Raw genomic sequence first — 22,662 nt, 5'->3', positions numbered from 1 at the left:
TTCACTGCTCTTAACCGAGAGCACTGCTCTCCCAACCTTCGGAGGACACCATGACCGGGACCCGCTACATCGAGCCGAAGAAGTCGACCAGCGCCTTCAACGAGCTGGTCGCGAAGCTGACGAAGCTGGGCTTGAGCGTCTGGGGCAGCCGGGTGCTGACCGTGGTCGGCCGGAAGAGCGGGGAGCCGCGCTCGGTGCCGGTGAACCTGCTGACCGTCGACGGCGTCCGGTACCTGGTCGCCCCGCGCGGCGAGACGCAGTGGGTCCGCAACCTGCGGGCGGCCGGTCAGGGCACGCTGCGCGTCGGGCGCCGGGTCGAGACGTTCACGTTCCGCGAGCTGGACCACGACGAGAAGCCGGGCATCCTCCGCGCATACCTCAAGCGCTGGAAGTTCGAGGTCGGCGTGTTCTTCGACGGCGTCGACGCCAAGGCCTCGGACGAGAAGCTGCGCGAGATCGCGCCGGGCTACCCGATCTTCGAGATCTTCACGAAGTAGGTTTGCGCCGGGTGAAGTTGGCCGCCACCAGGACCACGCCGACCAGGAACGCGGCCAGGCCGATCAGGAACCACAGCTTCTGGCCGGTCATGAAGCTGCCGGTGATGACGCCGATCCCCTGCAGCACCCAAACGGCGCCGACCAGCACGAGCACGACTCCGACCGCGAGGGTGATCCACCGCCTCATCCACCCAGCTTAAGCGGGCGGCACGAGGTTGTGGCGGTAGGCGTAGACCACCGCGTGCACGCGGTCGGGCAGCCCGAGCTTGCTGAGCACGCGCGAGACGTGCGTCTTGACCGTCTCTTCGCCGACGTGCAGCTTCCGCGCGATCTCGGCGTTGCTGCAGGCACCCGCCAGCAACAGCAGCACCTCGCGCTCGCGGGACGTCAGCCGGGCCAGCTCCGGGGGTTCCGCGGCCGCCGGCTCGAGGACCGCCGCGAACTTCGCCACCAAGCGCCGCGTCACCGAGGGGTCGATCAGGGCGTCGCCGCGGGCGGCCACCCTCATCGCCGCGACCAGCTCTTCCGGCGCCAGGCTCTTCAGCAGGAACCCGCTCGCCCCGGCGCGCAGGGCGCGGTAGACGTACTCGTCGGCGTCGTAGGTCGTGAGCACGAGGACGCGGGTGTCGTTGCCCGGCGCGGCCAGGATCGCCTCGGTCGCCGCCAGGCCGTCGAGGCGGGGCATGCGGACGTCGAGGACCGCGACGTCCGGGCGGAGGCGGGCGGTCTCGGCGACCGCCTCGCGGCCGTCGGATGCCTCGCCGACGCAGGCGAAGTCGGGCTGGGTGTCGAGGAGCGCGCGCATCCCGGAGCGGAACATCGCGTGGTCGTCGGCCAGCAGGACGCGGATCATGTGCTCTCCACCGGGAAGGTCGTGCGCAGCTGCCAGTGGCCGCCGGTCTCGCCGTAGGAGACCTGGCCGCCGAACAGGGTGACGCGCTGGCGGATCCCCGCCAGGCCGCGGTGTGCGTGCTCGTTCTCTTCGGCGCGGCCGGCGCGGAGCCCGTTCGTCACCGTCAGCACGACCTCGGTGCGGCCGTGGTTCAGCTCGACCTCGACCGGGCCCTGGCCGTGGCGCAGGGCGTTGGTCAGGGCCTCCTGGGCGATCCGGTAGAGCGCGATGTCGAGCGAACCGGGCAGTTCGCGGGGCTCGCCGCGCAGGGTCAGGCGGGTGGGCAGACCGGCCACGCGGACCGTCTCGACCAGCTCGTCGAGGTTGTCGAGACCGGGCTGTTCGGCGTTGGTCTCGGCGTGCAGGAGGTCGAGCAGCCGGCGCAGGTCCGCCATCGCCGAGCGGCTCGCCGACTCGACCGCGCCGAGCGACTTCCGCACCGCTCCGGCGCCCTCGGGCAGGCCCAGCCGGGCGGCGCCGGCGTGCACGCCGATGGCGCTGACGTGGTGGGAGATGACGTCGTGCAGGTCGCGCGCGATGGTGGTCCGTTCCTCGAGGACGGCCCGCTTGACGGCTTCTTCTTCGTGCTGCCGCCGTTCGTCGGCTTCCCGCTCGAGGTCGGCGATGTAGGCGCGCCGCGCGGTCGTGTACCGGCCGACCAGCCACGGCAGCAGCGCGGAGACACCGACGTTGATGGCGATGAGCCGCCAGTCGGCCGCGGTCCGCCCGCCGCCCTCGATGCAGCCGGCGGTGACGCCGGCGAGCAGGGCGCCGAGCGCGAGCACGGCGGGCCGCGTCCGCAGCCAGGCCCCGGCCCGGTAGCCGGCGATGAGGATCCCGGCGTTGTTGCCGGTGACGTACCCCTGGCACGTGCAGAGGAGGAGCGGGGCACCCGCGAAGAGCACGGCGTGGGCGAGGGCGACCCACCCGGAGTACCGCGCGGCCCCGGCGAGCGCGGCGTTGACGGCGATCCCGGCGGCCAGCACCACCCAGGCCCGCCACCCGGCCTCGGGCAGAGGCCCGCGCAGGGTGAAGAGGGCGGCGTCGCAGACGACGCAGACGAGCGCGACCAGCAGCGACTGCCGTCTCAGGGACCCCCGGATGTCCTGCACACCCGCCACTGTGCCCTACCCCGGGAACGGACGGGAACGCCCCGATGCGACGTGAGGGGGTGTGCGCGGCACCGGGGCGTTCCCCGACTGGGGATGCGGGTCAGTTCGTCGGGCGGGCCGAGTAGTCGCCCCGGCGCTGACCCGGCTGGCGCTGGCCCGGCTCGAAGCCCTTGCCCAACGTCGTCGCGGTGGCCGTCTGCCCCTCGACCTTGGCCACCACCGTGACGTTCGTGTCGCCGGTCTTCACGTCGCCCGTCTTCTGGGTCGACGAGTCGAGCGTGTACGTCTGCTTGTAGCCGTCCTTGCTGGTCAGCGTCACCGAGGTGGCGCTCAGCTCGGTGACGTCGCCGGTCTGGAGGCGCTCGGTCGTGTAGCCGCCGCTGCCGTTCGAGACCACGAAGTCGCCGTGGAGGGCGTCGCGCAACGCCGCCATTCCGCCGCCGAAGCCACCGCCCGGCCCCTGGCCGCGGAACTGGCCGCCGCCCGGACCGCCGCCGGGGCCGCCGAAGCCGCCGGGGCCCTGCGCGGAGTTGTCGGCGCTGCTCGTGCCCGCCCAGATCGCCGCGCCGCCGCCCGCCGCGATCACCACGGCGATGCCGGCCGCGATCGCCGTCTTCTTGCCGGACCACCCCTTCTTCGGCGCCGCCGGGGCCGGGTCGCCCCAGTTGGCGCCCTCGGGCTGGGTGTTCGGCATCGGCTCGGTCGTCATCGTGTCCTCCGGTGGTGCCCACACTGGTCCCGCTCAGGTTCACCGCCGCGGCTGTGTTTGAGCTGTGCGGAGCGTCAGCGGGCGCTGTGCCTCGATCGCGGGAACCTTCACAGCGAATGCACAGCGAGCACACAGCGAACACCGACGCCGGGCCGGGAAGGTGGCACTATGACCGCTATGAACGCCACGTCACCCGGCCCCGGCAAGGCCGACCTGCGCCGCGCCGACGGGAGCCCGGTGCGGGTGCTCGTCGTCGACGACGAGGCGACGCTGGCCGAGCTCGTGTCGATGGCCCTGCGGATGGAGGGCTGGGAGGTGCGCAGCGCGGGCGACGGCACCGAGGCCGTCCGGATCGCGCGCGACTTCCGGCCCGACGCCGTCGTCCTCGACGTCATGCTCCCCGACTTCAGCGGCCTCGAGGTCCTGCGGCGGATGCGGTCCGAGGCGCCGAACCTGCCCGTCCTCTTCCTCACGGCGAAGGACGCGGTCGAGGACCGCATCGCCGGGCTGACCGCGGGCGGCGACGACTACGTCACCAAACCCTTCAGCCTCGAAGAGGTCGCCCTGCGCCTGCGCGCGCTGCTGCGCCGGGCCGGCGGGGTCACCGGCGCCAGCGGGTCGACGCTCGTCGTCGGCGACCTCACCCTGGACGAGGACAGCCGCGAGGTGCACCGCGGCGGTGATCTCGTGCCGCTCACCGCGACCGAGTTCGAGCTGCTGCGCTACCTCATGCGCAACCCCAAGCGCGTGCTGTCGAAGGCCCAGATCCTGGACCGCGTGTGGAGCTACGACTTCGGCGGCCAGGCCAACATCGTCGAGCTCTACATCTCCTACCTGCGCAAGAAGATCGACGCCGACCGCGAGCCGATGATCCACACCATGCGGGGCGCCGGGTATGTCCTCAAGCCCGCAGGCTGAACCGACGCGCGTCCGCCGGCCGTGGTCGCTGCGGCGGCGGCTGATCGTCCAGCTCGCCGCGCTGCTCGCCCTGGTCTGCGTGGTCGTCGGCGTGGTGACGGAGTTCGCGCTGAGCGAGTTCCTCGTCGGTCAGCAGGACAAGCGGCTGGCCGCGGCGAGCGACCGCGCCGCGCACGGCCCGGAACGGCCGGCGCCCTGGCCCTACGGCGAAACGCCGCCACCGGACGCGCTGCGCGTGCTCGGCCAGGGCGAGGGCACGCTCGCCGTCGTCCAGGTCGGTTCGAAGATCACCGCCGGCGTCCTCGACTCGAGCGCCGCCGGACCGTCGAAGCGCAAGGCGCCGTTCAAAGAAGTCCCGACGGCGCAGGTGCTGGCCCTGCTCGCGCTGTCGTCGGACGGGAAGCAGCGGAGCATCGACCTCGGCGGCAGCCTCGGCGAGTACCGCGTCGTCTCGACGACGTCGCCGCGCGGGGAAAAGACGGTCATCGGCCTGCCGCTGAAGGACGTCAACGAGACGCTCTGGCAGCTCGGGTTCATCCTCGGCGGGGTCGCGCTCGCCGGGATCCTGGTGGCGGGCGCGGTCGGCGCGGCGACGATCCGGCGCACGATGCAGCCGCTCGACCGGCTGGCCGCGACCGCGACCCGCGTCTCCGAACTGCCGCTGGACCGCGGCGAAGTCGCGCTGTCCGAACGCGTCCCGGAGGCCGACACCGACCCGAACACCGAGGTCGGCAAGGTCGGCTCGGCGCTGAACCGGATGCTGCAGCACGTCGCGAACGCGCTGACCGCGCGGCACGCGAGCGAGAACCGCGTCCGCCAGTTCGTCGCGGACGCGAGCCACGAGCTGCGCACCCCGCTGGCGGCGATCCGCGGCTACGCGGAACTGACCCGCCGCGGCGGCGAGCAGGTGCCGCCGGACGTCGCGTTCGCGATGAGCCGCGTCGAGTCCGAGTCGCGCCGGATGACGACGCTGGTGGAGGACCTGCTGCTGCTCGCCCGCCTCGATTCCGGGCGGCCGGTGGTGCACGAGTGGGTGGACCTGTGCCGGCTGGTGGCGGACGCGGTCGCGGACGCGCACGTCGCCGGCCCGGACCACAAGTGGCTGATGGACGTCCCGGGCGAGCCGATCGGCGTCCTCGGCGACGCGGGCCAGCTGCACCAGGTGGTGATCAACGTCCTCGCCAACGCGCGCACGCACACGCCACCGGGCACCACGGTGACGACCGCATTGTCCACTTCGGACGGAATCGTCCGGCTCCGGGTGGCCGACGACGGCCCGGGCATCCCGCCGGAGATCCTCCCGGACATCTTCGAGCGCTTCGCCCGCGGCGACAATTCCCGGTCGCGCGCGGCGGGGAGCACGGGACTGGGGCTGGCGATCGTGGCCGCGGTGGTCGCCGCGCACGGTGGCCGCGTCGGGGTGCAGAGCCGGCCGGGACGCACGGAGTTCGAGATCACCTTGGCGGAGGCGCCCGCGCCGGGTTAGCCGGGGTAGCGGGCCACGATGGTCGCGAGGTCCGGCGCCAGCCGCAGCTCGGTCGCCAGCAGGTCCGGGTGCCGCAGCCAGTGCAGCCGTGCTTCGTCGGGCTCGCCGCGGAACGTCGGCGGCCAGGAGGTCATCGGCGTGAAGTCGTCGAGGACGAGACAGCCGCCCGGGCGCAGCCACGCGCGCGGTGCCAGCGGCGGTTCGGCGCCCTTGCCCTGACCGCCGCCGTCGACCACCAGCAGGTCGAACGGCCCGGCCGCGGCCAGCTCGGTCCAGTCCCCGCGCAGGAGCGTCACGGACGGCGTGCCGTCGAACAGCTCGGCCGCGGCGGTGTGGCGCCCCGCGTCCCGTTCGACGCTGACCAGCGCGGTGCCGGGGCCGGCTCCGGCCGCGAGCCAGGCCAGCCCCACCCCGAAGCCGGTCCCCGTCTCGCCGATCGTGCCACCGGCGACCCCGCCGGCGAGCAGCCGCAGCAACCTGCCCTGGGCGGGGCGGCAGGAGCAGCCGAAGCCCGCTCGCCCGGCCGCGGCCACGGCCCGCCGGACGAGGTCGGGCAAGTCCGTTTCCCCCGCGTACTCCGCAGTCCCGTTCTCCGACATGATCACCCGTCCGGGGTCGATGCACAGCCGGCGCACAGCTTCGCCACAAGTTCACCACATGCACCGCCGACACGGTGACGTTCATGACGACCACGCTGCCGGCGCCCGCGCACGCCCAGCCCCAGCCGCCCGCTCCCGTCCGGGAACCGCGGTGGGTCAAGCCGTCCGTGGCCGCCCTGCTGCTCGGGACCGGCCTGCTCTACCTCTGGGACCTCGCGAAAACCGGCTGGGCCAACGACTTCTACGCGATGGCCGTGCAGGCCGGCACGTGGAGCTGGAAGGCGCTGTTCTTCGGTTCGCTCGATCCGGGCAACGTCGTCACCGTCGACAAACCCCCCTTCTCCCTTTGGCTCATGGGGCTGTCCGGGCGGGTCTTCGGCTTCTCCAGCTGGAGCCTGCTCGTGCCGGACGCGCTCGCGGGCGTCGCCTCCGTCGGCCTGCTCTACCTCGCCGTGCGGCGGCTTTCGGGGCCGGGTGCCGGGCTGCTGGCCGGGGCCGGGCTCGCGCTGACGCCGGTCGCCGCGCTCATGTTCCGCTACGACAACCCCGACGCCTTCCTCGTCCTCCTGCTCGTCGCCGGTGCGTACTGCGTGGTGCGGGCGCTGGAGCACGCGAGCACGAAGTGGCTGGTGCTGGCCGGGGTCGCGATCGGGTTCGGGTTCCTCGACAAGATGCTGCAGGCCTTCCTCGTGCTGCCCGCGTTCGTGCTCGCGTACGCCGTCGCGGCCCCGGCGTCGCTCGGGCGCCGGATCGGGCAGCTGGTCGCCGCGGCGGGTGCGGTGGTCGTCTCCGCCGGCTGGTGGATCGCGGCCGTCGCGCTGTGGCCGGTCGCGGACCGGCCCTACATCAGCGGCTCGACCGACAACACCGTGCTCGAACTGGCCTTCGGCTACAACGGCCTCGGCCGGATCTTCGGCGAAGGCCGCGGCGGTGGGGGCGGCGGCCGGACGTTCACGCCGCCCGCCGGGGTGGAGCTGCCCACCGGCGGCGGTGGTTTCGGTGGCTTCGGCGGGCAGGCCGGCCTGACCCGGCTGTTCGGCGGCGAGTTCGGCGGCGAGGCGTCGTGGCTGTTGCCGGCCGCGATCATCGGGCTGGCCGCCGGCCTGTGGTTCACGCGCCGGGCGCCGCGCACCGACCGCACGCGGGCGGCCCTGCTGCTCTGGGGTGGCTGGCTGGTGGTCACCGCGCTGGTGTTCAGCTACATGAGCGGCATCATCCACCCGTACTACACGGTCGCGCTGGCCCCCGGGGTCGCCGCGACGCTGGCGATCTCCGCGCGCGAGCTCTGGCGCGGCCGGGCGAACTTCGCGGCTCGCGCGGTGCTCGCCGTGCTGCTCGCGGTGACGGCGGTCTGGTCCTTCCTCCTCCTCGCGCGGACGCCGGACTGGCAGCCGTGGGTCCGCTACACGCTCCTGGTGGCCGGTGCCGCCGCCGTGGCGGGGCTGCTCTTCGGCGCCGACCGGTTCCGGCGGCTCGGCCCGGTCGTGGCCGTGCTCGGCCTGTGCGGCGCGCTGCTCGGGACGACGTCCTTCACGCTGGCCACCGCGGCGACCGCGCACTCCGGCGGGACACCGTCGTCCGGGCCGGCCGTCGCCAGTGGACGGGGGCCGCGCGGCTTCGGAGCGGGGGAAGCCGGCACCGCGGTCATCGACCTGCTGAAGGGCACGACGACGAAGTGGGCCGCGGCGCAGAGCGGCGCGATGCAGTCGGCGGGGCTGGCCCTGGCGAGCGGACGCCCGGTGCTCGCGATCGGCGGCTTCAGCGGCAGCGACCCGGCGCCGACGTTGCGGCAGTTCCAGGCATACGTCGCCGACGGCGACATCCGCTACTACGTCGCCGGTGGTCGCGGGGGCTTCGGCGGCGGCCGCGGGACCGCCGGGGAGATCCAGGCCTGGGTCGAGCAGAACTTCACGCCGCTCTCGGTCGGGGGCACGACGGTTTACGACCTGGCTAAATCTGTCGATTGACAGAAATTCGGCCGACCGGGTTGAATTGTTTCAAGCGTGTAAACAGTCGGGGAATCATTCGGCGTATTCGAGACCCGTGCGGTATCGGCGGATGCGGACACGTGTTCGAATAGCCGGAACGTGCTCGGGTCATTCCGAACGACCGTTCGGGTCCGTTGAGTCGCGCTGGGTAACGCCCTCGGCACCGGTTGCGATCGCAGTAACGACAGGAGACTTCGGGGCGTGCACTTGCACGCGCTCCGCGCACACGCACGCCGTGATCTTGGCCGGTCGGCCGACAGAAATCCCGTGCAAAACACCCTCGAACACATCGATGCCGCAGGCTGACCCGGGCGGCGGTCACTCGTTCGGCTGCATTGGGCGGACGTTGTGGGGATCTTGTGTCACTCGCTAGGCTCTCCGCCGGGAGAGGGACAGGGGTGGCTGATCCGGTGCGCTGAGTGCTGGGATTTCACTGGTGGTAGGCGCCTCCTGTCCGCGTTCTCTCGCGATGACCCGATCAGGTGCGGCGGAAGTGAGCAGTGATGACCGTGCGCGTTAGCGCAGCTCGAACCAATCGCCCTTCCAGTCGTCACCACCCGTAGTCCTGAGCGCCGCAATTCCCCCTTTCGGTACGCACCACTCCACTTCCCCCGCAACCTGGAGTTCGTTGTGATTTCCCGTCCTCGCCCCCGTCTGCTGACGGTGCTCCTGACTTTGCTGACCCTCGCCGGAGTCACTGCGCTTTCCGGGTGCAGCGACAGTTCCGCCTCCGGCAGTGGCAGCAAGATCACCATCGGGTTCAGCGCCTGGCCGGGCTGGTTCCCCTGGCAGGTGGCGCAGGAACAGGGCCTGTTCGCCAAGAACGGCGTCAACGTCGATCTGAAGTATTTCGACAATTACACCGACAGCATCAACGCCCTCTCCAGTGGCGCGATCGACGCCAACAGCCAGACCCTCAACGACACGCTTTCGTCGGTCTCCGGCGGCGCCAAGCTGTCGATCGTGCTGGTGAACGACAACTCCACCGGCAACGACAAGGTCATCGCGCGGGACGGGATCACCAGCATCGCCGACCTCAAGGGCAAGAAGGTCGCCGTCGAGCAGGGCGCGGTCGACCACTACCTGCTGCTGCTGGCGCTGCAGTCGGCGAAACTGACCGAAAAGGACATCCAGCTCGTCAACCTCCCGACCGACGCCGCGGCTGCCGCGTTCAAGAGCGGCCAGGTCGACGCGGTCGCCGCGTTCGCGCCGTTCACCTCGACGGCGCTGGAGCGCGCGGGCAGCCGCGCGATCTCGTCGTCGGCCGAGTTCCCCGGCGCCATCCCGGACCACCTGGTCACGTCGCAGAAGCTGGTCAAGGACCGCCCGAAGGACGTCCAGGCGCTGGTCAACACCTGGTTCGAGACGCTGACCTGGATCAAGAACAACAAGGACGCGGCCGTCAAGATCATGGCCAAGCGCGGTGGCGTCTCCGAGGCGGACTACAAGTCCTACGACGCCGGCACCACGATCTTCACGCGCCAGCAGAACATCGACGCGTTCACCCCGGGCGTCACCGCGCAGCACCTGGACTTCCAGGCGAACAAGATCGTCGACTTCATCGTCGGCACCGGTCTCGCCCAGCAGCGGCCTTCGCTCGACGGCCTGTTCGACGACCAGTTCGTGAAGGCCGCGCCCCAGTGACCGGTCCGACCCAGCGCACCACCCCGGCGGCCACGGCCGACGCGCGGGCCGCGGAAGCCCAGGAAGCGGAACAGCGGCTCGCCGAGCAGCAGGAGGCCGGCCGGGCGGGCGGCGGGCGACCGGCCTGGTCGCCGCTGCCCCGCCGGGCCGGGCTGAAACCGTCCGCTTCACCGCTGTTCTCCTTGCGCACGCCCATTTCCGCGGCGTCCCGCTGGACGCTCGCGGTGCTGTCGTTCGCCGTCCCGTTCCTGGCCTGGGTGGTGCTGAGCTTCAGCGGGGCCGTCGACTCGACGTTCCTGCCGTCCCCGGCCGCGGTGCTCCGGGCCGGCCTCGACATGGCGAGCAGCGGCGAGCTCTTCGACGACCTCTGGACGACCACCCAGCGGGTGCTCGAAGGCTTCGGCCTCGCCGTGCTCGTCTCCGTCCCGCTCGGCATCCTGATGGGCAGCTTCACCGCCGGGCAGGCGTTCTTCGAGCCGCTGATCGGGCTGCTGCGCTACCTGCCGGCGAGCGCGTTCATCCCGCTGCTGATCATCTGGCTCGGCCTCGGCGAGCCGTCGAAGATCGCCATCCTCTTCATCGGCACGGTCTTCTTCAACACGCTGATGACCGCCGACGTCGTCCGCGGCGTGCCGAACTCGCTCATCGACGTCTCCTACACGCTCGGCGCGCGCCGCGGCGAGGTGCTGCGCAAGATCGTCGTGCCGCACTCGCTGCCGGGCATGATCGACGCGATCCGGGTCAACGCGGCCGCGGCGTGGAACTTCGTGGTCGTCGCCGAGCTGATCAACTCCTCGGCCGGCCTCGGCTACCGGATCGTCCGCGCGCAGCGGTTCCTGCAGACCGACAAGATCTTCGCGGTGCTCGTGGTCATCGGGATCGCCGGGCTCGCCATCGACGTCCTGCTGCGCCTGCTGCGCACGCGGGTCGGGAAGTGGGCGGCATGACGCTGGAACTGCGGAACGTCGCCAAGGACTACACCGTCCGCGGCAAGGTCACCCGCGCGCTCGACGGCGTCGACCTCGAAGTGCTGCGCGGCGAGTTCGTCTGCGTCGTCGGCGCGAGCGGCTCGGGCAAGTCGACGCTGCTTTCGCTGGTGGCCGGGCTGAGCCGGCCGACCGAGGGCGAGATCGTGCTCGACGGCGTGCCGGTGACCGGGCCCGGCCCCGACCGCGGGCTCGTCTTCCAGGCGGGTGCGCTCTACCCGTGGCGCAGCGTCGAGAAGAACGTCGCGTTCGGACTCGAGCTGCTTTCGCTCGACCCGGCCGAGCGCGCCGAGCGGGTGGACTGGTACCTCGCCGAAACCGGCCTCCAGGCCGTGCGCAAGTCGTTGCCGAAACAGCTTTCCGGCGGCCAGAAGCAGCGCGTCGCGATCGCCCGCGCGCTCGCGTGCGAACCGGAAGTCCTGCTGCTGGACGAACCCTTCGGTGCCTTGGACGTCCAGACCAAAGAGGACATGCAGGTGCTCATCCGCCAGGTGTGGGCCGACACCGGCACCACGGTGCTGATGGTCACCCACGACGTCGAGGAAGCGGTTTTCCTCGGTGGCCGGGTGGTGGTGCTCGCCTCCGACCCGGGCCGGATCGCCGCCGACGTCGAGGTGGCGCTGCCCGCCGAGCGGGACCTGGCGGTGAAGCGCGAACCGCGGTTCCTCGAGCTGCGCGCCCGGATCGAGGACCTGGTCCGGGAGCAGCACCGGGGCCACGTGAGCCGGGTGGCCGCGGTCGAGTGAGAACGGAAGACGGGAAGGTCGCGGGATGAGACACGGCAGGCCGACCGCGAAACGGGCCGGCGGAGGCTTTCTCGCCCGGCTCGGTATCCGCGGCAAGCTGAACCTGCTGCTCCTGCCCCCGCTGGTCGCGGTGGTGCTGGTGTCGGTGCCGTTCGTGCTGACGCAGGCGAACAGCGCCGGTGCGGCGGCGCAGTCGGCCGACGTGGCGCGGCACGCGCAGCAGCTCGGCGGGCTGATGTGGCAGCTGCAGCGCGAGCGGCTGGTGACGGCCGCGTTCGTGGCGACGCCGTCGGCGAGCCCCGACCAGATGGTCCAGCAGCAGAAGGTGGTCGACCAGACGGTCGCCGACGTCCGCCGGTCGCTGGGCGACGACGCCCCCGACGAGCTGTCCGCGGCGCTGACCCGGATCGGCTCGCTCGCCGAGCTGCGGCAGAACGCCGCCCGCCGCGGGGTCGCGCTCGACAGCGTCGCCCGTACCTACAACGCCGTGGTCGACGCGGTGATCGACGCCCTGCGCCTGGTCCCGCAGCTCACCAGTGACGCCGAGGGCGCCCGCGAGCTGACCGCGCTGGACGCCCTGCTGCGCGCGAACGAGGAGAACTCGCTGCGCGCGATGGCCCTCATCGTGACCGCCGTGTCGCCGGACGCCGGCAAGCCCATCCTGGACGACGCGACCCAGCAGGCGCCGATCTTCGTCGACCGGTTCGTCAAGCAGGGCGACGACGGTGACGACTCCCAGCGCTCCGCCCTCGTCGTCCGGGTCGAGCAGAGCGACGCCGGGCGCCGCGTCGACGAACTCGCCGCCCTGGTCGAGCAGCCGCGCGACGCGGCCGCCACCACGCAGTACGTCGCGGACGTCTTCTCCGCGGCGGACGCCCACGCGGGACAGCGGAGGCTCGTGCAGGAGCGGGCGATCAACGAGATCGCCGACTCCGCGACCGGACGCGCGGACGCCGCGACGCGGCTGGCCTGGACGGTCGGCCTCGGCGCCGGCGCGCTGTTCCTGCTGGTCGCCTTCCTCGCCGTCGCGGTGTCCCGCTCGATCGCCGGCCCGCTGCGCCAGCTGACCACCGCGGCGACGTCGGTCGCCGACCTGGCCGGCACCGAGCTCGTCCGCGTGACCGACACCGAAGAGGCCGAGGAGCAGGTCCCGCGCCTGGCCACCATCGACGTCGTCTCCGAAGACGAGCTGGGCAAGCTGGCCGCCGCGTTCAACCGGGTCCAGACCACCGCGGCCGAGCTGGTCGAACGCCAGGCGCTCACCCGCCGCAACACCAGCCTGATGTTCGCCAACGTCGCGAAGCGCACGCAGAACCTCGTCGGCCGCCAGCTGGCCCTGATCGACGAGGTCGAGCGCAACGAGCAGGACACCCGGCTGCTGGCCAGCCTCTACCGGCTCGACCACCTCTCCACCCGCCTGCGCCGCAACGCCGACAACCTGCTCGTGGTGTCCGGCACCCGCGACGAAACCCGGATCGCCGGCCCGATCGAGCTGTCCACGGCGCTGCGCTCGGCGCTCGCCGAGATCGAGGACTACCAGCGCGTCAAGCTCGGGGTCGTCGCCGACATCCTGCTGTCGTCGGCCCTCGGTGCCGACCTGGTGCTCGTCTTCGCCGAGCTGCTGGAGAACGCGACGTCGTTCTCGCCGCCGGGGTCGATGGTCGAGGTGGACACCATGCAGCTGGCCGACGGCGCCTGCCTGGTGAGCATCGTCGACCACGGCATCGGCATGACCGCGGAGAAACTGGCCGAGGAGAACCAGCGGCTCGTCGAGCGCGAACGCCTGGAGCTCGCGCCGACCAGTGTGCTCGGCCTGTTCGTGGTCGGCCGCCTGGCGCGGCGCCACGAACTGGGCGTCGAGCTGCTCGCGACGCCGACCACCGGCGGTGTGACCGCGCGGCTGACCATCCCGGCGTCGCTGTTCACCCACCGCACCTCGCTGCGCCCGAAGACCGAGCAGACGCCCGCGATCCCGGCGCAGGCCGCGCCGCCGATTTCCGCGCCGCCGCGGCACGCCGCGCCGGTCACGCCCCTCCCACTGTCCTCTTCGGACGACTTCCGGCCGCCGGCGCCCGATCGCGACCGGCCCGCCGAGCTGCCGGCGCCGGCGATCCCGGCGCTGCTCGGCCACGGCAACGGCTTCCGCTGGTTCCGCGAACTGGAACCGGTGTGGCCGGACGCCGAACCCGACGCCACCCCGGCCGAGGAACCCGAACCCGAGGTGGCGGTCGCGGCGTCGGTGTCTTCTGCGTCGTCGGTGTCTTCTTCGGAGTCGCGGGGCGGTCTGCGCCGCCGGGTCCGCGGCGCCCAGCTGCCCAGCCCGGGCACGTCCGCCCCGGCGGCCGACACGAAGCCGCGGCACGACCCGGAAGCGACCAAGGCCGCGATGGACGGCTTCGCGAGTGCCTTCGCGAAGGCCGCCGAAGCCGCTCCGCCGCCCACCGCCGCCTTCACGAAGGCGGCCGAGGTCAGCGCGCTGACGACCGACCCGCCGGCCGCGCCGCCCACCGTCGTGACCGCGCCCGTGTCACCCCTCCCGGTCCGCGCCCCCGTGGACGCACCACTGGTGGCCACCGCCCCGTTCACGGCCGCCGAGCGGTCGCGCGACGGCCTGATCCGCCGGGTCCCCGGTGCCCAGCTCGCCCCCGGGCTGCGTCAGCAGCCCGCGGGGCGGCCGCTCGCCCGCGCCGTCGTCAACCGCAGCAAGCGGGACCCGGCGGCCGAACGAGCGGCGTTCGACGCGTTCGCCGCCGGCCTCGCCAAGGCGGAGGACGTTACGGCAGACAGCCCGCCCCAAGGCGTGGTCGCCGGTCGTGTGATGGAACGAGGAGAAGAGAGCAGGAAATGAGCATCCCCGCACCTGGCGTCAGTGTCGAAGCCCAGAACTTCAACTGGCTGGTGAGCCGCTTCGCGCAGCACACCGCGGGCGCGATAGCCGCCATCGCGGTCTCGGCCGACGGCCTGCTGATCGCGATGTCGACGGAGCTCGAGCGCTCCAACGCCGACCGCCTCGCCGCGATCTCCTCCGCCATGCTCGGCCTCGCCCACGGCGTCTCCGAAAGCCACCCGCTCGGCTCGCCGGACAAGGTGATCATCGAACTCGAGCACGGGTACCTGCTCGTCTGCACGATCAGCATCGGCTGCTCGCTGGGCGTGCTGGCCAACAAGCAGGCCAGCCTCGGCACGATCGCCTACGAGATGGCGATGTTCGCCAACCGCGCCACCGAGGTGCTGACACCCGGCTTGATCGAGGAGCTCAAGAACACCGTGGGGTCGTGATGTCCGAAGAGCCGGACATCTCGCTGCTGCGGCCGTACCTGATGACCTCGGGACGGGCCCAGCCGGTCGACCAGAGCCTCGAGATCGAGGCGCAGGTCATGACGTCCCGCCTGGGCGCGGCGTCGCACCCGAAGCTCACGTTCGAACGCCAGGAAATCGTTTCCCTCTGCCGGAACACGATGTCGGTCGCCGAGGTGGCCGCCATGCTCGGCCTGCACATCGGCGTGGCCAGGGTGCTGGTGGCCGACCTCGCCGAGCTGGGCTACGTCGTCGTCCGGCGGCCGGGCAACCACAACTCGCACGACCTCGGCATGATCGAAAGGGTCATTCGTGGACTCGAAGCCATTCACTGAGCCGGGCACCCGGCCGCCGGCCCCGGTCAAGATCGTCATCGCGGGCGGCTTCGGCGTCGGCAAGACGACGGCGGTGTCGTCCATCTCGGAGATCAAGCCGCTGACCACCGAGGCGGCGATCACCTCGATGTCCGTGGACAACACCGGTCACGTCCCCTCCAAGACCACGACGACGGTGGCCCTGGACTTCGGCTGCATCACGATCGACGAAGAGGTCAAGCTGTACCTGTTCGGCACCCCGGGCCAGGACCGCTTCGGCTTCATGTGGCAGGACCTGGTCCACGGCGCGCTCGGCGCCCTGGTGATCGTCGACACCCGCCGCATGGACGACTGCTACCCGGCGGTCGACTACTTCGAGAACGCGGGCCTCCCGTTCGTGGTGGCGGTCAACATGTTCGACGGCTCCCTCGGCCACAACCTCGAGGACGTGCGCTGGGCGCTCGCGGTGAGCGACGACGTCCCGCTGATCACGTTCGACGCCCGGCAGAAGCTGTCGGTCCGGGACGCCCTGCTGGCGGTGCTGCACAACACGTTCAAGCGAGCCCGAGCCCAGGCGGGCGCGGGGGCCTGAGCGGACTTCGCTACACTGATCCACGGACCCCGCGCGGCGTCCACCCTGTGAACCTCCCCAGGGCCGGAAGGCAGCAAGGATAAGCAGGCTCTGGCGGGTGCGCGGGGTCCCCTTTTTTTTGCTTAAAACAGGCCCAGGACGTCGTCCGGGGGGCTTGGGGGCGGTGGGGCGTCCGCGTCCGTGATCGGGGCCGCCCTCCCCGCCAGCTTTCGCAGTTCCGCGCCGTGCACGCACCTCGCCGGGAACGCCGCCGACGCCGTCCGCTGTGCTATCTCCGCCGTCGGGAGCTCGGTCGCCGAGGCCGCCAGCACCAGATTGCCGAACCGGCGGCCGCGCAGGACGGCCGGGTCCGCCAGGAGCAGGACCTCCGAGAACACCTCCAGCAGCGTCGCCAGGAAGCGGCGGGCGAACGGCAGGCCCGAGCCGTCCGTGATGTTCGCCAGGTAGATGCCCGGCGATCGCAAGAGGCCCGCGATCGCCGCCGTCGCCTCCAGCGTGGCCAGGCCGCCCGCCAGCGTCGCCCGTTGGAACGCGTCGACCACCACCAGGTCCGCCGAGTCCTCCCGGCGCGTCGCCAAGCCCTCCCGGCCGTCCGTCACCCGGACGCGCAAGCCCGGCACCCGCAGCCCCAGCTGGGTGCGGACCACCTCCACCAGCTCGCCGTCGGCGTCGAACACCAGCTGCCGGGAGCCCGGCCGCGCCGTCGCGACGTACCGGGGCAGCGTGCACGCCGCCCCACCGATGTGGAGCGCGTCCAGGGGGCCGGGCGGCAGGCGGTCCAGCACGTCCGCGAACCGGCGGACGTAGTCGAACTCCAGGTGGGCGGGGTCGTCGAGGTCGACGTACGACTGCGCGACGCCGTCCACCGACACCAGCCAGGCGTTGCCGCGGTCGGCGTCGCGGACGAGCTCCGCCGTGCCGAACCGCACCGGGTAGCGCCCGGGCACCGGCTCGGGTTTCCGCGTGCGGCTCACGGGATCCGAGGTTATCGGAAACATTCCGACCGCCCCCGCGATAAGCCACCGGACGATCATCGATCGAGGGGGTTTCACTTGCGGGCAAACGCAGTAATCGTCGCCGCCGCGCTGGCGGCCGGGGTGTTCGCGACGCCGGCGGCCGCGGACGTGCTGCCCGACCGGGCGCAGGCCGTCGCGTACCTGGAAACCGGCGGGACCGGCGTGGCGCGGGCCGCCGAAGCGGCGTTGCTCGGCTCGCCCGCCGACCTGCAGGCCTTCCTGGCCACCGGCCGCCAGCAGGCGCAGAACGACGACGAGCGGGTCCTCGTCACCCAGGCGCTCACCAATGGCGGCCCGGTCACCAAGCGCACCGCTCAGAAGGCGCTCAGCGGCACCCAGGACGACGTCCGGGAGTACCTGGCGCACGGCCTGGCGCAGGCCCGGATCGCCGACGACCGGATCGCCGTCGGCCAGGCCATGAGCGCCGGCGGCCCGACCGTCAACGCCCGGGCCCAGCAGGCGCTCGACGGCACACCCGCCGACGTGCGGGCCTTCCTGGAGACCGGCCTGCAGCGGGCGAAGGACGTCGACGACCGCCTCACGGTCGACCAGGCCATGGCCGAAGGCGGCCCGGAGGTCAAGGCCGCCGGGCAGGCGGCGCTCGACGGCACGCCGGAGGACGTCCGGTACTTCCTGTCGCTGTGGTGGCAGGTCAGCGTGAACTACGACGCCGAAGCCACCTCGGTCCGGCAGCGGCTCGACGAGGCCAAGGCGGCCAAGGCCGCCCACCGCACCCTGGAAGTGAAGATCGCCGCGGGCACCGCCCGCCGGATCGCCGCGGACGCGCGGACGGCGAACGCCGACCGGCTCAAGGCCCAGCAGGCCGAGAACCAGCGCAACGGCCAGGCCGCCGCACAGGCCGACGCGGCCGCGCAGCACCAGGCCAGCGAAGCCGCGGCGCGCGCGGCGAAGGCCAAGACCGACAACGACAAGCTGCTCGCCGACGCGGCCGACCCGGCGCTGACCGTGCCGAACGGCCGCAAGGCGTCGGTCTACCTGCTGCGCAACGGCGGTGCCGCCGTCAAGAACGCCGCCCGGGCCGCGCTGAGCGGCTCGGACGACGACGTCGTCACGTTCGTGCGCAGCGGTCTCGCCGTCGCGCAGGAGGCCGACGACCGCGCCGCCGTCTCGGCGATCGCGGCGGACCCGAACGCCGGCCCGGGCCTGCGCCAGGCGGCTCGTGACGCCCTCGCCGGCCCGTACGCCGGTGTCGCCGCGCTGCTGCGCACCGGTGACTACCCGGGCCGGGACACCGACGACCGCATCGAGGTCAACCAGCTCCTGGCGGCCGGCGGCCCGTCGACGAAGTCGGCGGCGCAGAAGGCGCTCGACGGCACCGTCGCGGACGTCCGCGAGTTCCTGGCGCACGGCCGGTACGTCGCGCACCTGATCGACCTGGACGTCTACGCCACCCGGACGCTGGGGGAAGGCCCCGAGGTCGTCGCGGTCGCCCAGGGCGTTCTCGACGGGCCGGACTCGGGCCTGCAGCACTACCTCGACGTCGAGCTGCCGAAGGCGCGGGCGCGTGACGCGTTCACGGCGGCGCACGTCACCAAGGTGAACGCCATGGTCGCCGAAGCGACGGCCCTGGTCTCCTGACCGCACGGCGAAGGTTGTCGGACCCTGGCGGTAGTCTCGCGGCGTGGCTCTCGCGCTGTACCGCAAGTACCGTCCGGCGACCTTCGCCGAGGTCGTCGGTCAGGAGCATGTGACCGAACCCCTCCGCACGGCGCTGTCCGCCGGGCGGATCAACCACGCCTACCTCTTCTCCGGCCCGCGCGGCTGCGGCAAGACGTCGAGCGCGCGCATCATGGCGCGCTCGCTGAACTGCGCCAAGGGCCCGACGCCGGACCCGTGCGGCGAGTGCAACTCGTGTCGCGCGCTGGCGCCCGAGGGGCCGGGCAGCGTCGACGTCACGGAGCTCGACGCGGCGAGCCACGGTGGTGTCGACGACGCCCGCGAGCTGCGGGACAAGGCGTTCTACGCGCCGGCCGAGTCGCGCTACCGGGTGTTCATCATCGACGAGGCGCACATGGTCACGACGCAGGGCTTCAACGCCTTGCTGAAGATCGTGGAAGAGCCGCCGGAACACGTCATCTTCATCTTCGCGACCACCGAGCCGGACAAGGTGCTGACCACCATCCGCTCGCGCACGCACCACTACCCGTTCCGGCTGATCCCGCCGAGCTCGATGCGGAACCTGCTGGAGCGCAACATCGCGGCCGAGGGCGTCGAGGTCGAGCCGGCGGTGTACCCGCTGGTCATCCGCGCGGGCGGCGGCTCGGCGCGTGACACGCAATCGGTGCTCGACCAGCTGCTGGCGGGTGCCGGGCCGGAGGGTGTTTCGTACTCGCGGGCGGTCGCGCTGCTGGGCGTCACGGACGTCGCGCTGATCGACGACATGGTCGACGCGCTGTCGACCGAGGACGCGGCCACGGTGTTCGGCACGGTCGAGAAGCTGACCGAGGCGGGCCACGACCCGCGCCGGTTCGCGACCGACCTGCTCGACCGGCTGCGCGACCTGGTGCTGCTGCGCGCGGTGCCGGAGTCCGCGGGCGGGCTGGTGTCCGCGCCGGAGGAGGAGCTGACGCGGATGGTCGCGCAGGCCGAGCGGATCGGCCTGGCCACGCTGTCGCGCTACGCCGACATCGTCCACAATGGACTTCTGGAGATGCGGGGTGCGACGTCGCCCCGGCTCGTGCTCGAGCTGTTGTGCGCGCGGATGTTGCTGCCGTCGGTGACCGAGGCGGAGAAGGCGCTGCTGGCGCGGATCGAGCGGTTGGAGCGCCGGGCGACGCTGGCGGGCGGCGGAGGCGCGCCGGCGGAGGGTGGCGTGGAGCCGCCGGTGCGCGCGGCGCCCGAGCGTGAGTTTTCGAGGCCTTCGCAGCGTGCGGCGTCGGCGGGACCGGCGCCGGTGCCGGAGCCGGTCAAACGGCCGGTGGAAGCGCCGGCCGCGCCTGCTGCGGCCCCTGCTCCGGCGGCCGTCCCTGCGCCGGTGGCCCCGCCGGCCGTCGCTGCGGCGACCCAAGCCCCGGCTCCGCCGGGCGATGGTGGCTGGGGTGCGGTGCGCACGCCCGGTGGCGGCACCCCCGCCCCGGTGAGTGCCCCGGAGCCGGAAGCCGCGCCCGCGGCGGCGTCGGCGTCGGGCGGGATGGACGCCGCCGGGATCCGGAACGTCTGGCCGCAGCTGATGACCGCCCTGCGCAAGTTCACCGGCGGCCGCAGTCTCGAAGCCATGCTGACGCAGGCGACGGTCGCGAGCGTCGAGGGCAACTCCGTGACCCTGACCCACAAGTCCGAGCCCCTGGCCCGCCGCCTTTCCGACCAGGACAACGCCCGCAAGATCGCCGGCGCCCTGACCGACGTCCTGGGCGGCGACTGGCAGGTCCGCTGCGTCCACGGCAACGCCCCGGCCGCGCCCGTCGCGCGTCCGCAGCAGGCGGCCCCGGCGCCGGAGCGGTCGTTCACGCGCCAGTCGGCGGCCGCGGCCCCCGCCGCCGAACCGGCGGCCCGCCCCGCGGCCCCGCCACCCCCGGCGCGCCCCAAGGTCACGACGACCGAGCCGGACATCCCGCTCCCCCCGGAACCCTCCGACGAGGACGACGAGGACCTCTACAACGAGGACGCCAGCCCAGCGCCCCCACCACCCCCGCCCCCGCCGGACAAGGACCCGGACGAGGTGGCCCGCAAACTCCTCTCCGAGCACCTCGGCGCCCGCCCCCTCGACTGACCCGGGATCGTGTCGTCCCCCCAGTCACGCGTGTCGTCCCCCCAGTCACGCGTGTCGACCCTTCAGTCACGCGTGTCGACCCTTCAGTCACGCGTGTCGACGCCCGGATCACAGGTGTCGATTCTCCGCGCACGCAGGCGCCGTGCGGGAAAGGTCGACACGCGTGATCAGAAGGTCGACACGCGTGATTAGGAGGTCGACACGGTGGGGGTCAGGAGGCCAGGTAGGTCTCGATCGCTGTCGCGATGGCTGTGGCGTATCGCTGGCGACCGTCCGCGCTCGTCATGCGGGCCGCTTCCGTGGCGTTTCGCATGTTGCCGCACTCCACCAGCGCCGCCGGGCGGGTCGAGAGGTTGAGGCCGGCCAGGTCGGCCCGGGCCGAGAGGCCGTTCGAGCCGATGTAGTTCGCCGCGGTGAAGCCGCTTGTCCGGAGCGTGTCGCGCAGCGTCTGGGCCAGGCGCGTCGACGGCGCTCCCTGTGCCGCGTTCAGCGCGGGTGACGAGTACGCCACGTGGAAGCCGTTCGCGCCGGCCGCTTCGGAACCGTCGGCGTGGATGGAGACGACCGCGTCCGCGTCCGCGTCGTTGCCGATCGCCGCGCGGCGGTCGACGCAGGGGCCGACCCCGGTGTCGTCCTGTCGCGTGTAGACGACCCGGATTCCCTTGTCCGCCAACGCTTTCCCGACCCGCTGGGCGACGTCGAAGGTGAACGCGTGCTCCGGGTAACCCGCGTTGGTCGCGGTGCCGGTCGTGTTGCACGGCTTGGTCTGCCCACGCCCCGCCGGCACCTGGCGGTTGATCTCCGCCGGGTGGGCGGCGTTCCCGCCGTTGTGCCCCGGATCCAGCACGACGACCTTCCCGGCCGCCACCGGCGACGGCGAAGGCGAAGGCGAAGACGAAGCCGATGACGGCGGCGCAACCGACGAAGACGACGAAGGAGGCGAAGCAGTGGTCACCACCGGAGCAGGCGCGGGCGAACCGGCCGCCGGAGCGTCGTCGGAGCAGCCGGTGAGCAGGAGGGCACCGGCCAGCAGCAGGGGAGCAGTCGCGCGTCGCACGGCGACCACGGTGCCACAGCCCGGCACCTCGCGTGGCGCGACTACCCTGGTGGGGACACAGGCGTGCAGAGAGGACCGAGTGCGATCATGGCCCAACCCGGCGGCGGCTTCGACCTTTCCCAGCTGATGCAGCAGGCGCAGCAGATGCAGCAGAAGCTCGTCGAAGCCCAGGAAGAGCTGGCCAACACCGAGGTCACCGGCACCGCCGGCGGCGGACTGGTCACCGCGACCGTCTCCGGTGACAGCCAGCTGAAGAGCTTGCAGATCGACCCGAAGGTGGTCGACCCGGACGACGTCGAGACGCTGTCCGACCTGATCGTCGCGGCGGTCCGCGACGCGTCGGCGAGCGCGCAGAAGCTCACCGAGCAGAAGCTCGGCCCGCTGGCCGGCGGGCTCGGCGGCGGTGGCGGCATGCCGGACCTCGGCAGCCTCGGCTTCGGCGGCTGACGAACTTGTACGAAGGTGTCGTCCAGGACCTGATCGACGAGCTCGGGCGCCTGCCCGGGGTCGGGCCGAAGAGTGCCCAGCGGATCGCGTTCCACCTGCTGGCCACCGACCCGGCCGACATCGCGCGGCTGCAGGACGTGCTCGGCAAGGTCAAGGAGGGCGTGCAGTTCTGCGAGATCTGCGGCAACGTCTCCGAGCACCCGACCTGCCGCATCTGCCGCGACGAGCGCCGCGACCTCACGGTCATCTGCGTGGTCGAGGAGCCGAAGGACGTCCTGGCGGTCGAGCGCACGCGCGAGTTCAAGGGCCGCTACCACGTCCTGGGCGGCGCGCTCGACCCGCTGTCGGGCATCGGCCCGGAGCAGCTGCGGATGCGCGAGCTGCTCAAGCGCATCGGCGAGGCGGACATCAAGGAGATCATCATCGCCACCGACCCCAACACCGAGGGGGAGGCGACGGCGACGTACCTGGTGCGCATGCTGCGCGACTTCCCGGGCCTGAGCGTGACGCGGCTGGCGTCGGGCCTCCCGATGGGCGGTGACCTGGAGTTCGCGGACGAGCTGACGCTGGGCCGCGCGCTGTCGGGCCGCCGGGTGCTCTGACGGCACCGGCGGGCTGGAGAGGGCGGCCCT

The 22,662-nt window shown here is 72.4% G+C and carries 22 protein-coding genes and 1 other RNA gene; 16 read left to right on the top strand and 7 right to left on the bottom strand.

The genetic code is table 11. The annotated features are described in order from the left end of the window. The first annotated feature begins 50 nt into the window (after window positions 1-50). Window positions 51-497 (top strand): nitroreductase family deazaflavin-dependent oxidoreductase, encoded by a 447-nt coding sequence (locus H5965_RS10280; protein ID WP_310969327.1) that lies wholly within the window; start codon window positions 51-53, stop codon window positions 495-497. Here the strand turns inward: H5965_RS10280 and H5965_RS10275 are convergent. The 4 genes from H5965_RS10275 to H5965_RS10260 form a co-directional block, all read right to left on the bottom strand. Next, window positions 487-684, bottom strand: coding sequence for a hypothetical protein (locus tag H5965_RS10275; RefSeq protein ID WP_310969326.1), 198 nt, complete (start codon window positions 682-684; stop codon window positions 487-489). The two genes, H5965_RS10280 and H5965_RS10275, sit on opposite strands and share 11 nt — an antisense overlap. Before the next feature lie 9 nt (window positions 685-693). Further along, window positions 694-1,350 (bottom strand): response regulator transcription factor, encoded by a 657-nt coding sequence (locus tag H5965_RS10270; protein ID WP_310969325.1) that lies wholly within the window; start codon window positions 1,348-1,350, stop codon window positions 694-696. Then, complete coding sequence (locus H5965_RS10265) at window positions 1,347-2,501, bottom strand: histidine kinase (protein ID WP_310969324.1); 1,155 nt, start codon at window positions 2,499-2,501, stop codon at window positions 1,347-1,349. The genes H5965_RS10270 and H5965_RS10265 overlap by 4 nt, the downstream gene beginning before the upstream one ends. Window positions 2,502-2,601: 100 nt before the next feature. After that, entirely contained in the window at window positions 2,602-3,210 is a 609-nt protein-coding gene (locus H5965_RS10260; RefSeq protein ID WP_310969323.1) for a hypothetical protein, read from the bottom strand. A gap of 168 nt (window positions 3,211-3,378) precedes the next feature. Between H5965_RS10260 and H5965_RS10255 the strand changes: the two genes are divergently transcribed. Then, the gene (locus tag H5965_RS10255; protein WP_033261680.1) at window positions 3,379-4,128 is read left to right on the top strand and encodes a response regulator transcription factor; all 750 of its coding nucleotides are present in this window, start codon (window positions 3,379-3,381) and stop codon (window positions 4,126-4,128) included. Further along, on the top strand, window positions 4,106-5,614 hold the full coding sequence (locus H5965_RS10250) for a HAMP domain-containing sensor histidine kinase (protein WP_310969320.1): 1,509 nt from the start codon (window positions 4,106-4,108) through the stop codon (window positions 5,612-5,614). Before H5965_RS10255 ends, H5965_RS10250 begins: the two co-directional genes overlap by 23 nt. On the opposite strand, the gene H5965_RS10245 is transcribed toward H5965_RS10250, so the two are convergent. Continuing rightward, entirely contained in the window at window positions 5,611-6,171 is a 561-nt protein-coding gene (locus H5965_RS10245) for a class I SAM-dependent methyltransferase (protein ID WP_310969319.1), read from the bottom strand. The two genes, H5965_RS10250 and H5965_RS10245, sit on opposite strands and share 4 nt — an antisense overlap. Before the next feature lie 125 nt (window positions 6,172-6,296). Between H5965_RS10245 and H5965_RS10240 the strand changes: the two genes are divergently transcribed. The 9 genes from H5965_RS10240 (at window position 6,297) to ffs (ending at window position 15,896) form a co-directional block, all read left to right on the top strand. Next, a complete protein-coding gene (locus tag H5965_RS10240) occupies window positions 6,297-8,180 on the top strand; it encodes a glycosyltransferase family 39 protein (protein ID WP_310969317.1) in 1,884 nt (627 codons plus the stop codon). A 651-nt stretch (window positions 8,181-8,831) separates the two neighbouring features. Beyond that, window positions 8,832-9,845 (top strand): ABC transporter substrate-binding protein, encoded by a 1,014-nt coding sequence (locus H5965_RS10235; RefSeq protein ID WP_310969315.1) that lies wholly within the window; start codon window positions 8,832-8,834, stop codon window positions 9,843-9,845. Next, entirely contained in the window at window positions 9,842-10,792 is a 951-nt protein-coding gene (locus H5965_RS10230) for an ABC transporter permease (RefSeq protein WP_310969313.1), read from the top strand. Before H5965_RS10235 ends, H5965_RS10230 begins: the two co-directional genes overlap by 4 nt. Beyond that, window positions 10,789-11,577 (top strand): ABC transporter ATP-binding protein, encoded by a 789-nt coding sequence (locus H5965_RS10225; protein ID WP_310969311.1) that lies wholly within the window; start codon window positions 10,789-10,791, stop codon window positions 11,575-11,577. Before H5965_RS10230 ends, H5965_RS10225 begins: the two co-directional genes overlap by 4 nt. Window positions 11,578-11,602: 25 nt before the next feature. Next, entirely contained in the window at window positions 11,603-14,425 is a 2,823-nt protein-coding gene (locus H5965_RS10220) for a nitrate- and nitrite sensing domain-containing protein (protein WP_310969309.1), read from the top strand. Continuing rightward, entirely contained in the window at window positions 14,422-14,856 is a 435-nt protein-coding gene (locus tag H5965_RS10215; protein WP_003061341.1) for a roadblock/LC7 domain-containing protein, read from the top strand. Before H5965_RS10220 ends, H5965_RS10215 begins: the two co-directional genes overlap by 4 nt. Next, a complete protein-coding gene (locus H5965_RS10210) occupies window positions 14,856-15,209 on the top strand; it encodes a DUF742 domain-containing protein (RefSeq protein ID WP_043776019.1) in 354 nt (117 codons plus the stop codon). Before H5965_RS10215 ends, H5965_RS10210 begins: the two co-directional genes overlap by 1 nt. Further along, window positions 15,187-15,780, top strand: a complete 594-nt coding sequence (locus tag H5965_RS10205; RefSeq protein WP_310969307.1) for an ATP/GTP-binding protein — start codon at window positions 15,187-15,189, stop codon at window positions 15,778-15,780. The genes H5965_RS10210 and H5965_RS10205 overlap by 23 nt, the downstream gene beginning before the upstream one ends. A gap of 21 nt (window positions 15,781-15,801) precedes the next feature. Further along, window positions 15,802-15,896: signal recognition particle sRNA small type (gene ffs / locus H5965_RS10200), an RNA gene on the top strand. Window positions 15,897-15,902: 6 nt separating this feature from the next. On the opposite strand, the gene H5965_RS10195 is transcribed toward ffs, so the two are convergent. Then, entirely contained in the window at window positions 15,903-16,778 is an 876-nt protein-coding gene (locus H5965_RS10195; RefSeq protein WP_310969305.1) for a fused MFS/spermidine synthase, read from the bottom strand. Window positions 16,779-16,832: 54 nt separating this feature from the next. Between H5965_RS10195 and H5965_RS10190 the strand changes: the two genes are divergently transcribed. Both H5965_RS10190 and H5965_RS10185 read left to right on the top strand, forming a co-directional pair. Then, window positions 16,833-18,395 (top strand): ALF repeat-containing protein, encoded by a 1,563-nt coding sequence (locus H5965_RS10190; protein ID WP_310969303.1) that lies wholly within the window; start codon window positions 16,833-16,835, stop codon window positions 18,393-18,395. 43 nt (window positions 18,396-18,438) lie between these two features. Then, window positions 18,439-20,526, top strand: a complete 2,088-nt coding sequence (locus H5965_RS10185; RefSeq protein ID WP_310969302.1) for a DNA polymerase III subunit gamma and tau — start codon at window positions 18,439-18,441, stop codon at window positions 20,524-20,526. A gap of 211 nt (window positions 20,527-20,737) precedes the next feature. Here H5965_RS10185 and H5965_RS10180 read toward each other — a convergent pair whose 3' ends face one another. Next, window positions 20,738-21,592, bottom strand: coding sequence for an N-acetylmuramoyl-L-alanine amidase (locus H5965_RS10180; protein WP_310969301.1), 855 nt, complete (start codon window positions 21,590-21,592; stop codon window positions 20,738-20,740). A gap of 78 nt (window positions 21,593-21,670) precedes the next feature. On the opposite strand from H5965_RS10180, the gene H5965_RS10175 reads away from it, so the two are divergent. Both H5965_RS10175 and recR read left to right on the top strand, forming a co-directional pair. Then, a complete protein-coding gene (locus tag H5965_RS10175) occupies window positions 21,671-22,030 on the top strand; it encodes a YbaB/EbfC family nucleoid-associated protein (protein WP_013230627.1) in 360 nt (119 codons plus the stop codon). A 5-nt stretch (window positions 22,031-22,035) separates the two neighbouring features. After that, window positions 22,036-22,632, top strand: coding sequence for a recombination mediator RecR (recR, locus tag H5965_RS10170; protein ID WP_310969294.1), 597 nt, complete (start codon window positions 22,036-22,038; stop codon window positions 22,630-22,632). Window positions 22,633-22,662 lie beyond the last annotated feature (30 nt).

The sequence above is a fragment of the Amycolatopsis sp. 505 genome (assembly GCF_031625235.1).
In the GTDB taxonomy this organism is placed as follows: Bacteria; Actinomycetota; Actinomycetes; order Mycobacteriales; family Pseudonocardiaceae; genus Amycolatopsis.
The sequence above is the reverse complement of the archived record's forward strand: the minus strand, read 5'-3'. Positions and strand labels throughout refer to the sequence as shown.